General features: G+C 67.9%; 13 protein-coding genes. 7 read left to right on the forward strand and 6 right to left on the reverse strand.

The features are described 5' to 3' along the window. The first annotated feature begins 55 nt into the window (after positions 1–55). The 5 genes from lpdA to EV659_RS00800 all read left to right on the forward strand — a co-directional run bounded on the left by lpdA (position 56) and on the right by EV659_RS00800 (position 4,741). Complete coding sequence (lpdA, locus tag EV659_RS00780) at positions 56–1,456, forward strand: dihydrolipoyl dehydrogenase (protein WP_132706574.1); 1,401 nt, start codon at positions 56–58, stop codon at positions 1,454–1,456. 368 nt (positions 1,457–1,824) lie between these two features. Continuing rightward, complete coding sequence (locus tag EV659_RS00785; RefSeq protein WP_165878634.1) at positions 1,825–2,580, forward strand: sensor histidine kinase; 756 nt, start codon at positions 1,825–1,827, stop codon at positions 2,578–2,580. A gap of 164 nt (positions 2,581–2,744) precedes the next feature. After that, the gene (gene lipA, locus EV659_RS00790) at positions 2,745–3,731 is read left to right on the forward strand and encodes a lipoyl synthase (RefSeq protein ID WP_132706578.1); all 987 of its coding nucleotides are present in this window, start codon (positions 2,745–2,747) and stop codon (positions 3,729–3,731) included. A gap of 31 nt (positions 3,732–3,762) precedes the next feature. Then, positions 3,763–4,164 carry a hypothetical protein gene (locus tag EV659_RS00795; RefSeq protein WP_132706579.1) on the forward strand — a complete coding sequence of 134 codons (402 nt, stop codon included), beginning with the start codon at positions 3,763–3,765 and terminating at the stop codon, positions 4,162–4,164. 124 nt (positions 4,165–4,288) lie between these two features. After that, on the forward strand, positions 4,289–4,741 hold the full coding sequence (locus tag EV659_RS00800) for a type II toxin-antitoxin system RatA family toxin (protein ID WP_132706581.1): 453 nt from the start codon (positions 4,289–4,291) through the stop codon (positions 4,739–4,741). On the opposite strand, the gene EV659_RS00805 is transcribed toward EV659_RS00800, so the two are convergent. The 3 genes from EV659_RS00805 to EV659_RS00815 are packed head-to-tail and all read right to left on the reverse strand — an operon-like array spanning position 4,708 to position 7,345. Then, positions 4,708–5,223: a CinA family protein gene (locus tag EV659_RS00805; RefSeq protein ID WP_132706583.1), complete on the reverse strand. Its 516-nt coding sequence runs from the start codon at positions 5,221–5,223 to the stop codon at positions 4,708–4,710. The genes EV659_RS00800 and EV659_RS00805 overlap by 34 nt on opposite strands. Before the next feature lie 13 nt (positions 5,224–5,236). After that, a complete protein-coding gene (locus EV659_RS00810) occupies positions 5,237–5,734 on the reverse strand; it encodes a phosphatidylglycerophosphatase A family protein (protein ID WP_132706585.1) in 498 nt (165 codons plus the stop codon). Between the two features lie 3 nt (positions 5,735–5,737). Next, a complete protein-coding gene (locus EV659_RS00815; RefSeq protein WP_132706587.1) occupies positions 5,738–7,345 on the reverse strand; it encodes a carboxyl transferase domain-containing protein in 1,608 nt (535 codons plus the stop codon). Between the two features lie 280 nt (positions 7,346–7,625). On the opposite strand from EV659_RS00815, the gene EV659_RS00820 reads away from it, so the two are divergent. Continuing rightward, positions 7,626–9,488 (forward strand): methyl-accepting chemotaxis protein, encoded by a 1,863-nt coding sequence (locus tag EV659_RS00820; RefSeq protein ID WP_165878635.1) that lies wholly within the window; start codon positions 7,626–7,628, stop codon positions 9,486–9,488. A gap of 321 nt (positions 9,489–9,809) precedes the next feature. Here EV659_RS00820 and EV659_RS00825 read toward each other — a convergent pair whose 3' ends face one another. From EV659_RS00825 to EV659_RS00835, 3 genes are all read right to left on the reverse strand, one after another. Next, entirely contained in the window at positions 9,810–10,427 is a 618-nt protein-coding gene (locus EV659_RS00825) for a peptidoglycan-binding domain-containing protein (protein ID WP_132706591.1), read from the reverse strand. A 126-nt stretch (positions 10,428–10,553) separates the two neighbouring features. Further along, positions 10,554–11,720, reverse strand: coding sequence for a trypsin-like serine protease (locus tag EV659_RS00830; protein WP_132706593.1), 1,167 nt, complete (start codon positions 11,718–11,720; stop codon positions 10,554–10,556). A 365-nt stretch (positions 11,721–12,085) separates the two neighbouring features. Next, entirely contained in the window at positions 12,086–13,159 is a 1,074-nt protein-coding gene (locus tag EV659_RS00835) for a tetratricopeptide repeat protein (protein ID WP_132706595.1), read from the reverse strand. A gap of 192 nt (positions 13,160–13,351) precedes the next feature. On the opposite strand from EV659_RS00835, the gene EV659_RS00840 reads away from it, so the two are divergent. Beyond that, positions 13,352–14,152 carry a M48 family metallopeptidase gene (locus EV659_RS00840; RefSeq protein ID WP_132706596.1) on the forward strand — a complete coding sequence of 267 codons (801 nt, stop codon included), beginning with the start codon at positions 13,352–13,354 and terminating at the stop codon, positions 14,150–14,152. Positions 14,153–14,166: the final 14 nt, after the last annotated feature.

Consider the following 14,166-nt stretch of genomic DNA (forward strand, 5'->3'; position numbering starts at 1 on the left):
CAGCGCGCACCAGGGCAAACCGCCACCGCCGCCCGACCCTACGAGGAGACAAGCCATGGCCACCGACCGTTACGACCTGATCGTCCTGGGCGCCGGCCCCGGCGGCTATGTGGCCGCGATCCGGGCCGCGCAACTGGGCATGAAGACCGCCATCGTCGAGCGCGAAAATCTCGGCGGCATCTGCCTCAACTGGGGCTGCATCCCCACCAAGGCGCTGCTGCGCTCGTCCGAGGTCTATCATCACCTGCACCGGCTGAAGGATTTCGGCTTGCACGCCGACAATCCGGGCTTCGACCTGGACGCGGTGGTCAAGCGCTCGCGCAGCGTCGCGGGCCAGCTCAACCGGGGCGTCGGCCACCTGCTCAAGAAGCACAAGGTGACCACCATCATGGGCACCGGCCGGCTGACCGGGCCGGGCACGCTGAGCGTCGAGACCCAGGACGGCACCCAAACGCTCGCCGCCGCCCATATCCTGCTCGCCACCGGCGCGCGGGCGCGCGAGCTTGACCATCTCAAGGCCGACGGCGAGCGCATCTGGACCTACCGCCACGCCATGACGCCCAAGGCCATGCCCAAATCGCTGCTGGTCATCGGCTCGGGCGCCATCGGCATCGAGTTCGCCAGCTTCTACGCCGACATGGGCGCCGAGGTGACGGTGGTCGAGGCGGTCGACCGCATCCTGCCGGTGGAAGACCCCGAGATCAGCCAGTTCGTCGCCAAACAACTGACCGCGCAAGGCTTGACCCTGCACACCGGCGCCAGCGTCGACGCCCTCACGGCCACCCGCGACGCGGTCGAGGCGCGGATCACACTTGCCGACGGCACCACCGAGACCCGGCAGTTCGACCGAGCGATCCTGGCCATCGGCATCGTCGGCAACACCGAAGGCCTGGGGCTTGAAGACCTGGGCGTCCGGGTCGAGCGCGGCCATGTGGTCACCGACCAATGGGGGGCCACCGGCATCGACGGCGTCTGGGCCATCGGCGACCTGACCGGCCCGCCCTGGCTGGCCCACAAGGCGAGCCACGAAGGCGTGGCGGCGGTCGAGCGCATGGCCGGGCTTGAGACCGCGCACCCGCTCGACACCGACAACATCCCCGGCTGCACCTATGCCCGCCCGCAGGTGGCCAGCGTCGGCCTGACCGAGAGCCAGGCGAAGGACGCGGGCTATGAGGTCAAGATCGGCCGCTTCCCGTTCATCGGCAACGGCAAGGCGATCGCGCTCGGCGAGCCCGAGGGCCTGGTCAAGACCGTATTCGACGCCCAGACCGGCGCGCTGCTCGGCGCCCATATGGTTGGCGCCGAGGTCACCGAGTTGATCCAGGGCTATGTGATCGCGCGACAGTTGGAGGCGACCGAGGAAGACCTGATGCGTACCGTGTTCCCACACCCGACGCTGTCGGAGATGATGCACGAAAGCGTGCTCGACGCCTTCGGCCGGGTCATTCACTACTGAGCGACGGGCGGCGCGGTGCGAGGTGGGGCGGCGATGGCCGGCGATCCACGGCGGTCAGGGCACCGTTAAACAGGGTTTTTTCTTGATCTTGTTGCCTTTCAGGAATGCGGTTAACATAACGTTAGGATTTAGCTGGCGCTGCAGCGGCCGATGACGCGACCGATGAATCAAGGACTGCGGAGTGACGGGTTGGCCAAGGTATAGAAGCGGTGGCTAGTCGTGCCACCGACGCGCAGGGGAGACCGGGCATGGGGGCAGATCGCGTGCCGATGCCGCAGCATGAGGGAGAGGCCGTCGGACCACGGACGACCTCTGCGCCGCAGACGCCTGACCAGCCGATAGCCGCCGATCCGCTGGGCGGGGCGGAGTTGGAGAGCGTTCAGCGGCAGGACGATCACGCCGAACTTGCCGCCCGGTTGGGCGAGGCATTGCAGGCCCGCGACCGGTTTCTGGCCAATATGAGCCATGAATTGCGCACGCCGCTGAACGCGATCATGGGGTATTCCGACTTGCTTCTGGCGGCCGACCTCAGCCCGCTGGATGCCCAGCAGCGCATCCATCTGGAGACGATCCACCAAGCCAGCCAGCACATGCTCAATCTGGTCAGCGACATTCTCGATTACGCCAAGGCCCAACAGGCCCGTCTGGGGTTGCGCTGTGGGGACCATCGGGTCAGCGACCTGGTGGACTATCCGCTGCGCTTGCTGCACGGTTTCGCCCACGATCGGGGCGTGACCATCGCGCTGGAAGGCGGCGGCGATCTGCCGGTCTATTGCGACCTGACCCGGGCCCATCAGGCGGTTTCCAACATGCTGTCCAACGCCATCAAGGTGTCACCACCGGGTGCCGTCGTCAGTCTGGTCATCGCCGCCCGGCCGGAGACCGGCGAGGTCCTGATCGCCATTCGCGACGAAGGCCCCGGGATGACGGAAGCGGAGATCCAACAGGCGCTCGAACCGTTCGTGCAACTGGAACACCCGCTGAAGAAAACCATCGCGGGCACCGGCCTCGGTCTGCCCTTGTCGGTCGAATTGATGCGGCTGCACGGCGGCACCTTGACGGTGCGCTCGGTACCGGGGCGGGGCACCGAGGTTCGGTTGACCTTCCCCTCCCGCCCCGCGTAGACAGGCGCTGGCAGCGCCCCGACTCTGGCGGCGGCCCGGATTGCAACCGGGCGCGCTGCCCCTTGCGCGGCTGTGTCACTTGCGCCCGCGCTGTCAACGGCTAAGTCTACACCTCATGACACCGGCCCGACCCCGTCGCCGCGCCAGCACGAAGGACCCGTCCCATGACCACGGCCAAGCCGACCCCCGATCGCCAGCGCCCCGATCCCCGGACCCCCGACCGCAAGCCCAACTGGCTGCGGGTCAAGGCGCCGATCTCGCGCGAGTATGGCGAGACCCGGCGGCTGATGCGCTCGCTCAAGCTCAACACCGTGTGCGAGGAAGCGGCGTGTCCCAATATCGGCGAGTGTTGGAGCCAGCGCCATGCCACGGTGATGATCCTGGGCGACACCTGCACGCGGGCCTGTGCCTTTTGTAACATCAAGACCGGCCTGCCGAATCCGGTCGACCCGGACGAGCCGGCCCATGTCGCCGAGGCTTGCGCCGACATGGGGCTCAAGCACATCGTCATCACGTCGGTGGACCGGGACGACCTGCCCGACGGCGGGGCGCAACACTTCGTCCGGGTGATCGAGGCCCTGCGCCGGTCGAGCCCCGAGACCACCATCGAGATCCTGACCCCCGATTTCCGCCACAAGCCCGGCGCCATCGAAACCGTGGCCGAGGCACGCCCCGATGTGTTCAACCACAATCTGGAGACCGTGCCGCGGCTGTATCCGACGATCCGGCCGGGTGCGCGCTATTTCCACTCCTTGCGGCTGTTGCAGCGGGTCAAGGAAGTGGCCCCCGACGTGTTCACCAAGTCGGGCATCATGGCCGGTCTGGGCGAACAGCGCCTGGAGGTGCAGCAGGTGATGGACGACATGCGGTCGGCCGATATCGATTTCCTGACCATCGGCCAGTATTTGCAACCCACCAAACGCCACGCCCCGGTCGCGCGCTATGTGAGCCCCGACGAATTCGCCGACTATGAGCGGCTGGCGCGCTCGAAGGGCTTTCTCATGGTCTCGGCGAGCCCGTTGACCCGGTCGAGCTATCACGCCGGCGACGATTTCGAGAAGTTGCGCGCCGCGCGCGAGGCCAAGCTCGCCCAGACCGGCCAGGCCGCCCCAGGCGCCCAAGCCGCGAAGACCGCGGCGGCCGCCGAGTAACCGGCCGGCGGCCGGGGCGGGGAGGGCGCCAATGGTGCAGTTCCGCCGCCGCAGCGCGCCGTCGTCCCTGCCGCTGGGCGGCTGGCGGGCGGCGCGCCTTGTTTTGCCGCTGCTCATGGTGACCGCGACCCTGCTGGCGCTCGACGCCTGGGTCGTCGGCTGGGTCAGCGCGGGCCTCGACGACCCGCGCCGCGCCCGCCGGGTGCTGCTGGCCTCGGCGCTGGGGTTGGGCGTCCTGGCCTGGACGGTCGACCGGCGCCCCCGGGCGTCCTGGCTTGCCCTGTTCGGCGGCATCGCGCTGTTTTTCGCCGGCCTCAAGGTTGCCGGCTTCGCGCGCCCCTGGCTCGACGTCGGGTTGGCGCTGGGGCTGGCGGCGGTTGTGGGGCTCGGGTCGGTGGCGGTGTTGCGGCTGGTCATCGGCCGCGGCGATTGACCGCGCCGGCGCCGGGCCCCAGGCCGGGCATCTCTAAGCGTCTGTCGAGGCTTGGGGAACGCTGGCAGCGTCGCGATGTCGGTTCGCCTTGACGCCGGCGCCGGGGCCTTCTATGTCACCGGCCATGCCGCGTCATCGTGAACGTCGAGTCTTACCCCACACGCCGGAACAGCTCTTCGATCTGGTGTCCGATGTGGAGAATTACCCGGACTTCGTGCCCTGGGTGGCCGGGGTGCGTATGCTGGACCGCCGGGACGACCTGATCGTCGCCGATCTGGTGGTCGGCTTTCGGATGATCCGGGAAAGCTTCCGGTCTCGGGTGACCCTGGAACGGCCCCATCACGTCCATGTGGACTATGTGCGCGGGCCGCTCAAATATCTTTACAACGACTGGCGTTTCCGCCCGGTCGACGGCGGCACCGAAATCGACTTCGAGGTCGATTTTCAGTTCAAGTCGAAGATGTTCGAGCGGCTGGCCGGGGCCCTGTTCACCGAAGCCGTGCAGCGCATGGTCTCGGCCTTCGAGCGCGAGGCGCGGCGCCGCTACGGCCGCAACAGCATCTCCAGCGCCACCTGAACGGTGGCCAGCCGCACCGCCGTGCGGCCCCGGTCGCCGAAGCGGTGCTCGGCGGTGCGTGTCGCCGCGCCCGAGCGCGCCAGGGCGAACCACACCAGCCCCACCGGCTTGGCATCGCTGCCGCCGCCCGGCCCCGCAACCCCGGTGACCGCCACGGCCATCTGCGCCCGGCTCCGCGCCAGGGCGCCCTCGGCCATGGCGCGCGCCACCGGCGCCGACACCGCACCGTGGGTGGCGATGAGATCCGCCGGCACGCCCAACAACTCGGTCTTGGCGGCGTTGGTGTAGGTGACGAAGCCGCGGTCGACCACCGCTGACGAGCCCGGGATCTCGGTCAGCAGGCCGGCGATCAGCCCGCCGGTGCAGCTCTCGGCGGTGGCGACCATGTGGCCCTGCGCGCCGGCGTCGGCCACCAGCCGGGACGCCAGGTCGCGCAACGGGGCCGGGAACAGGCTGTCGGGGAGCGGGCGATCGGCGGTCATCGGCGGCGCGCGCTCACAGGCTCGGCAGGCCGAGCGTCAGCCCCAGGGCGAGCACCAGCAGCCCGGCCACGGTACCGGCGAAGGCGTCGTCGACCATGGCGCCGACACCGCCCTTCAGCCGCCGGTCGAGCGCGCGAATGGGCCACGGCTTGGTGATGTCGAACAGGCGGAACAGCGCGAACGCCAGCACCAGCCCCTCCCAGCCCATGCCGCCGGCCAGGAACGGCAGCGGCAGCATGGTCAGCCATTGGCCGACCACCTCGTCGATCACCACCTCGGGCGCGTCGTCCCGGCCGGTGCTGTGACCGTGCAGGCCGGCGGCCCACAGGCCGGTGATGAACACCACCGCACAGCCGGCGAACAGCAAGAGCGGCCCGCCCCAGGTCAACAGGCCCCAGCCGAGGCCCACGGCCACCGCCGAGCCCCAGGTGCCCGGTGCCGGGCGCAGCTTGCCGACCCCGAACAGGGTGGCGATCAGCTTGGCCCAGCGAACTTCAAGATCATATCTCATTGGCTACATCCGAAACACGCCGAACCGGTCGTGGCCGACCGGGGCGTTGAGGCTGGCAGACAGCGACAGGCCGAGCACGCGGCGGGTGTCGGCGGGGTCGATGACGCCGTCGTCCCACAGCCGCGCGCTGGCGTAATAGGGGTGGCCCTGGGCTTCATAGCCGTCGCGGATCGGCGCCTTGAACGCCGCTTCGTCTTCGGCCGACCAGGCTTCGCCGCGCGCTTCAAGCCCGTCGCGCTTGACCTGGGCCAGCACATTGGCGGCCTGTTCGCCGCCCATCACCGAGATGCGCGCATTGGGCCACATCCACAAGAAGCGCGGCGAATAGGCCCGTCCGCACATGCCGTAATTGCCGGCGCCATAGGACCCGCCGATCAGCACGGTGAACTTGGGCACCCCGGCGGACGCCACCGCGGTGACCATCTTGGCGCCGTCCTTGGCGATGCCGCCATTTTCGTACTTCCGCCCGACCATGAAGCCGGTGATGTTCTGCAGGAACACCAGCGGGATGCCCCGTTGCGCGCACAATTCGACGAAATGCGCGCCCTTCAAGGCGCTTTCGCTGAACAGCACGCCATTGTTGGCGACGATGCCCACCGGATAGCCATAGAGGTGCGCGAAGCCGGTGACCAGCGTGGTGCCGTAGAGCTTCTTGAACTCGTCGAAGCGCGAGCCGTCGACCAGCCGGGCGATCACCTCGCGCACGTCATAGGGCTGGCGGGTATCGGCCGGGATCACGCCATAGATCTCGGCGGGGTCGTAGGCCGGCTCTTCGGCGGGCTGGAGCGCCAGATCGACCGCCTTGCGGTGGTTGAGGTTGGCGACCGCCCGGCGCGCCATCATCAGCGCCTGGGCGTCGTCCTTGGCCAGATGGTCGACCACGCCCGAGATCCGCGCGTGCACGTCGCCGCCGCCCAGATCCTCGGCGGTCACCTGCTCGCCGGTCGCCGCCTTCACCAGCGGCGGGCCGCCGAGGAAGATCGTGCCCTGGTTCTGGACGATGATGCTTTCGTCCGCCATGGCGGGCACATAGGCGCCGCCGGCGGTGCAACTGCCCATGACCACGGCGATCTGCGGGATGCCCGCCGCCGACATATTGGCCTGATTGTAAAAGATGCGGCCGAAATGGTCGCGGTCGGGGAACACCTCGTCCTGGCGCGGCAGGTTGGCGCCGCCCGAATCCACCAGATAGACGCAGGGCAGGCGGTTCTGTGCCGCGATCTCCTGGGCGCGCAGATGCTTCTTGACGGTCAGCGGATAGTAGCTGCCGCCCTTCACGGTGGCGTCGTTGCACACCACCATGCACTCGGTGCCCTCGATGCGGCCGATGCCGGCGATCACCCCGGCTGCCGGCACGTCCTCGCCATAGACCTCATGGGCGGCGAGTTGGCCGATCTCCAGGAACGGCGAGCCGGGGTCGAGCAGGGTGGCGATGCGGTCGCGGGGCAACAGCTTGCCACGGCCCAAATGTTTCTCCCGCGCGCGCTCGGGCCCGCCCTCGGCGATGCGCCCGGCCAGGGTCTTCAGGTCGTCGACCAGGGCGCGCATATGGGCGGCATTGGCCTCGAACGCGTCCGACGAGGGCGACAGGGCGGATTTCAACACGGTCATGGGGGCTGCTTTCCGGGAATTCGACGTTTGCCGGCTCAGGTCTACGTCATCCACGGCAATGAGGAAAGACCACGCCACGCCGATCGGCCGGCGGCACGCCGATGCGGGCCCGTCCCTGGCACGGCGCTTTACAAAAAATTTATTGTCACGCGGCTTATTCTACCGGGGGCAGTGATGTGTCAGGGCGTCAAGTCGCCAGGGGCGGTTCGTCGGGGTCGGGCCACGCGCGGGGCGACCGGCGGTTCGGGATAATGGCCGTCGTTTGAGGGGGAAGGGCATGATGAACTTTGTGTTGGACGGGTTTTCCGGGCGGGCGCGCGGCGGGGCCGGGCGAGCGGGCTCGGATCGCTGGTGCTGGGCGCATCTTGCGCACGACGGCCGGTTCGTCGAGGTGAGCACTGGCTTGTGCACGCTATTGCAACGGGAGCGTGCCGGTTTGATCGGCCTCGACCAGCGCGCCCTGCTGGAGTCCCAGGTGGTCCAGGACGCCGAGCCCGACGCGGTATGGGCCGAGATCCAGGCCGGCGTGGCCAAGCGGGTGGATTGGTGCTGGACGGCCGGCGATGGGACGCGCCGGTGGGTCTGCGCGGATTATTCGCCGTCGCCAACGGGGCGCGGCGGGGTCGAGATGATCGTTTGGGACGTGACCGAGCGGCGCGAGCGCGAACGGGCGGTGGCGATGCGATGGGAGGCGATCACCGCGGGCATCGCGATGATCGAATTCGATACCCAGGGCAATATCCTGGCGGCCAATGACACGTTTCTGGGGGCGGTCGGCTATGACCGCGACGAGGTGGTCGGTTGTCACCATCGGATCTTTGTCGAACCGCAGATGCGTGAGAGCGCCGACTATGCCGATTTCTGGCGCCGACTGGGCAGCGGCCAGCCGTTTTCCGACCGGTTCAAGCGCCAGCGCAAGGACGGTCGCCCGATCTGGATCCGGGGCAGCTACACGCCGGTTCGCGACCTCGACGGTCAACTGACCGGCGTGGTCAAGCTGGTCGCCGACGTGACCGACGAAACGCTGCGCGCCCTGTCGTTCGAGAGCCAGGTCGCCGCCCTGCATCGATCCATGGCGGTGGCGGAATTCTCCATTGATGGCACGATAGAAACCGCCAACACCAATCTCCTGTCGCTGCTCAGCTATGAGGCGTCGGCCCTGGTTGGACAGAGCGAGGCGGTGCTGGTCGGCGACGACGATGGTGGGCGCGCGGCGTTGGCCGACCTGTGGCAGACCTTGCGCAGCGGCGACCATTGGACCGGCGAGGTGGCGCGGCGAACCTGCGACGGCGGCACTGTCTGGCTGCAGGTGAGCTACAACCCGGTGGCCGGCGAAAGCGGTCAGATCGACAAGGTGGTCTTGGTCGCCAGCGATGTGACCGCCCAGGTGGCGGCACGCCAACGCGCCGAACGCACGGCGGCGGACCTGGAGCGCAAGCTGACCCACATCATCGCCGCGATCGGCGACGTCTCCGGGCGGTCGGACGGTGCCGCCGATGCCTCGCAGCAGGCCGAACACACGGTTCAGTCGATGGCCGGCGCCGCCGCCGAGATGCGCCAGGCGTTCGACCGCATCGCTCACAGCGTTCAGCAGTCGTGCAGCACGGTGGAGCAATCCATGGCCGACAGCGCCGCCGCGCGCGCGTCGAGCGACGCCATGGCCGAGGCGGCTACCGCGCTGACCGGAATTGTCGACATGATCCAGGCCATCGCGTCGCAGATCAACATGCTGGCGCTCAACGCGACGATCGAATCCGCCCGCGCGGGCGAGGCGGGTAAGGGTTTCGCGGTGGTCGCCGGCGAGGTCAAGCGTCTGGCCGGTCAAGTGGGCGGGGCGACCGAGCAGATCACCGAAGTGATCGGGCGGCTGCAAGCCTTGGCCGGCGACGTGGTCGCCACGCTGGAGCGGATGCGCGGCTCCATCGAGGGCGTCGGCAGCCATTTCGAGGACGTCAACGATCTGGTCGTCGCCCAGACCGCGGCTACCCAGGAGATCGCCGACAATATGCACGCCACCGCCGCGGCGGTGAGCCATATCAAGGACAGCCTGTCGACGATCTCGTCGGCGGCCGTGCAAGCGGAAAGCCGGGCACAGGAAGGATTGGCGGTTTTCAAGCTCCTGCGCGACCAATCCCTGGCTTGATCCGTCGGCGCTCCTGCGTATGGAGCGAGTATTGCGCGCCGGGCGGCCGACGCCGCCGCTCCGCTTGCGCCGCCCATGGGCCCCGAACGCCGCGCCTGGTTGACCAGGCTTGCCGCCCCCAACGGCGGTGTTGCGCGCTGCCGCCAGGTGGCGCGGCAATCCCTGGGCGCCGGTGGCCGGGGTGTGGCCCCGCTTTGTGGTCTGGCGCCCAGGGTCGGCGGCTGGGTGGCGCGGCTGCGGGCGCAAGGCCGAACGCGGGCAAGGGCTGCCTTTTCCGCCCATCCTAGTTTGCCGCACCACCAACAGCCAGCGGGGCTCGGGTCAGTCGACGAGGAACAGGGCGGTCAGGGTGGGCTGATCGGGCAGGCCGGTGGGTCGCAATTGGGCTTGCTCTTGCACCGCCTTGATCGCTTCGCTGGTCGCGGCGTCGTACTCGGTGTTCACGGCGCCGTCATAGAAACCGCGCTGCTTGAGTTTTTGTTTGATGCGCCGGACGGTCTCGGCATAGACCGACACCGCCTCGCCGCCTTCGCCCAGGGTGACCGAGGGGCTGAAGGCGGTCAGCCGGTCATTGCCCATCAGCGCGACCACTTGGCCCACCGCCTGGTGGAACGGGCGGTCCTCGACCCGGCTACAGTAAGCATCCACGGCGAGCAACAGCGACGTCACGCTGTGCCAGCCCATCAGATCGTAGGTCTCGGTCTCGGCCTGGTTGAGGCCGGTCACATAGCCGGCCACCCAGCCTGCATAGACGCCGAACTGAACCGATTTTTCCCCCAATGTTTCTTGGAATTCGGAACAGGCCATGTTGCCGGCGCCTTTTACGGCGAAACGGCCGTCGGCGTCGGAGAAGCCGGCCGCCGAGGGCGCGACAAAGGCGAGACAGGCGCACAGGGCCAAGCCCTTGGCGTGCGCGGACAGAGTGGCCAAACGGGGCATGCAAATCTCCTGAGGGAAGGACACGAAAAGGCCGGGATCATTGGAACGATCCCGGCCCGCCTTGTCGAGGTCCGAAGCAGCGGCAGCGACGGCAATCGACCGCCGCTGTCCGCCGCCGGTGCAGGCTCAGTCGCGTCGCATCTTGCGCCGGGCTGCGAAGGCGGCGCCGAACAAGCCGAAGGCGAGCAGAGCGTTGGTCGCCGGGGCCGGGATCAGCGCACGGTCGATGTAATCCTGCAAAGCGGAGACGCGCGCATTGCCCGAGAACTCGCCAAACGACGAATTGGTCACCCCGTCGCCGTCGGCGCCGATCGGAATGCCGGCGAGCGTGATGCCGTCGGACGTGATACCGAAAGACGTGATGCCGGCAATCATGCCGTTGATGAAGCTCGGTCCGCCGGAATCGCCGGGCGCGGTGTTGACCTCGTCCGGGCCAACGCCAAGCTGCTCAAGTCCCAGGGGTGGAAAGCCGAATGCCTGGTAAAGCTGATCGGTGGCGCCGAAGGCGTCCCGCTCGGGCGTGCCGTCGTCGAAATCGAACCACAGCACCGTGTCGGGATCGCCGATGCCGAAATCGAAAAAGAAGTCGTCGAAATAGTTGCGCCCGGCGCGCAGATCGGGGGTCAAAGTCGATTGGCCAATGGTGCCGCCGGTGTCGCCGGTCCCCGTCGTGCCCGATCCGACGATTTCGAACTCCGAACCGCGGTCATCGCTGCCCCGGAAGATGTCATAGGTCTCGACCAGGGAAGACGGCGTGGTCGTAAGGTTGAGCACGGCGACGTCATTGCCCCCGAGTAGGTTACCGGTGAAATCTGGATGCACCTGCCAAGGGCTGATGCCGTCGATGAAGTGCTGTTCGATGGTTGCCGTCCCGGTGACCGGGTCTTCCACCAGGAACGTCGCCAAGGCACTGTTGAACTGAATATCGGTGTTGCTGCTGCCGGCGACGCAGTGTCCGGCGGTCAACAGCTTGCGCGCGCCGATGCGCGAGCCGGTACAGCCGGCGCCGGGGATCAAGCCGTTTTCATCGCGGACGAAGCTGCCGTCGGGATTGCGGTTGAACAGGAACAGGCCGGCAACGCCAGAATACTCACCCGGGGTAACCCGCAAATCTTCCGGATTGACGGGCGTGGCGCCGGTAAGCGTCGTGGTGCCTTGGGTCACAATGCGCGAACGAACCTTGTTGACGTCGACGTCTAAAGGCGCACTGATCGTGGAGGCCGACGCCGTCGCTGTGGCGCAAATCGCTGCCGTGGACGCCAGCAAACCGAGCTTCAGTAGCTTTGTGAGCATATGCTCCCTCCCAAAATGATCATCTCTGCCGCGCTGGGCGCGACGGACAATATGCGACGGAACGGCAGCCGCATTCCGCGCTGGAGGTCGCTAAGCAAACATTATGCCGAGCTGCTATGTCATTGAAAATAAGCCAAAAGATGGTCTTGGCGCAGGCCTCGGAAGGGCCCCTGTTAACTATGCTTTACAGTCTTGTTGCAACCACGCCCGGATCGTAAAAAAAAGTGACAGTGTTGTAAAAAGAACGACTCACACGCTATACGGGATTTTTGCCGCGCCATGCCGTCAACGCTTGCAGGTCCAGTGCGCCCCCAGCCCGGCCCCGATGGAATCCGGCGTCCGCCAGCCTCGCGCGGCTGCGCCGGCTAGCCGAGAAGCCCGCCGGCCTTGTCGCGGGTTGCGGTCGGCAATGTGGCGTCGGTGGCGAGCGCCCGCAACGCCTCTCGGTCGCCGTCGGTCAGGCTGCCGGGGGCGAACTCCTGCATCAAGCGGTAACAATCCACCAGTGCGCCATTGCTCGCCAGCGCCTGACGCAGCAGCGGCACGCCCTTGGCCGGACCGCCGGTGCGGAGGTGGTATTCGCCCATCAACATCAGCGCCGTCGCCAGATCGGGCGTCCGTTTCAGTACCCGGTCGAGCGTGGCGCGCGCCGCCTCCAACTCGCCTTGGGGCAGGGCCAGACGGGCGAAGTCAACCATCACGCTCAGGGTGTCGGAGCCGCCCTGAACCAGCGCCTGGTAGAATTTGAGCGCCTTGTGATAGTCCCGGTTGGCTTCGAGCAACCGGGCGATGACGATGAACGCGCGCTCGAGCATCTCAGACGGCATGCGTTCGATGGTCGACAGGGCGGCCTGGGTTTCCTTCTGTCGGTCGGCGAGCATCATCGCCGCGGCATACGCCTCAAGCACGAACGGATCGAAGGGCAGCCGCTCATAGGCGCCGGCAGCCGCGGTGGCGGCCGCTTCGATCCGCGCCTGCGCCAGCAATGCCTTGGCAAGGGCGGCCTGAGTGCGCGCGTCGCCGGGGTGCGAGGTGGCGGCGGTTTCGGCCAGGGCGAGTGCGGCATCGGCACGGTCGAGGCGGATCAGATCGTCGACCACCATGACCAGCAGAAGCCCATTGTCCTCTGCGCCGCGGCCGGCGGCCAGCAGATGATCGACCGCGCGCGTCTGGTCGGCCCGTTCGAGCAACAGCGATGCCAGATGGTAGTGGATCGGCGCCTTGTCGGTCGCCATGTCGAGCGCGCGGTGGATGTCGGCGAGGCCGGCCTCCTGGTCGCCGGCCCAGAACTGGCTCAATCCGCGTTGGGAAAGGGCCTCGGCACTGTCGGGACGGGCCTCGAGCAGCCGGTTCCAGACGGCGATCGCGGCGTCATACTGGCCCGCCTGTTGGTGATTGAGTCCGGTCAGAAACTCGGCTTTGAAGGTGTCGGCATCCATGAGCGAGGGTCTCCCGTTGGCGGCGCATGCTGCCTGATCCCGCGCCGGCCGGCCCGTGTCAATGGCTGTGGCATGCGGCGATCGTCGCGGCCGCCAAACCCAGGCTCCCTGAACCTTGCCGGTTCAAGACCGGCGTTGCGCTCGCCCCGCCATTGCGCCACCTTATGCCTCAAAGCCAATGGGGTGGGAGACATGGCGATGCTTGGCCGAGGCTTGTGTCTGATCTTGGCGGCGTCTTTGGCGGCCTGTTCGACGGCACCGATCACCGGGCGGTCGCAGTTGAACGTGCTGCCCGAGGCCCAATCGGTGACCATGGGGCTCGACGCCTATGAACAGATCAAGCGCCAGACACCGATCTCGGGCGACCGGGCGGGCCAGGCGCGCATTCGCCGGATCGGCCGCGATATCGTCGCCGCCGCGCAGGACTTCGACCCCGGCTATGACTGGGAGTTCACCCTGTTCAAGGACGACAGCGCCAACGCCTTCGCGCTGCCCGGCGGCAAGGTGGGCGTCAATACCGGCCTGTTCGACGTGGCGCGCACCGACGGCCAGTTGGCCGCCGTGATGGCCCATGAAGTGGCCCATGCGCTCGCCAAGCACGGCTCGGAGCGGGTCAGCCAGCAGATGGTCATGCAGGGCGGGCTGGCGGTGCTCGCCGGCGCCACCAAGGCGTCGTCGGAAACCGCCGCGCTGATGGCCCAGGCGGCGACGCTCGGGGTCGTGCTGCCGTTTTCGCGCACCCAGGAGAGCGAGGCCGACCATATCGGCCTGATTTTCATGGCGCGGGCGGGCTATGACCCATCGGAAGCGGTCGACCTGTGGCGCAACTTCCGCGACGCCGGCGGCGAGCGCCCGCCCGAGTTCCTGTCCACTCACCCAAGCCCCGACAACCGCATCGCCCGGCTTCAGGCGCTGTTGCCCGAGGCGTGTCAGGTCTACCGTGACCACAACGGCCGGCGCTGCGCGGCGGACGCGGCCGCCGCCGGGCGCTGACGCCGGCCGCGCGC

It is taken from the genome of Rhodothalassium salexigens DSM 2132, from assembly GCF_004341375.1.
GTDB lineage: Bacteria > Pseudomonadota > Alphaproteobacteria > Sphingomonadales > Rhodothalassiaceae > Rhodothalassium > Rhodothalassium salexigens.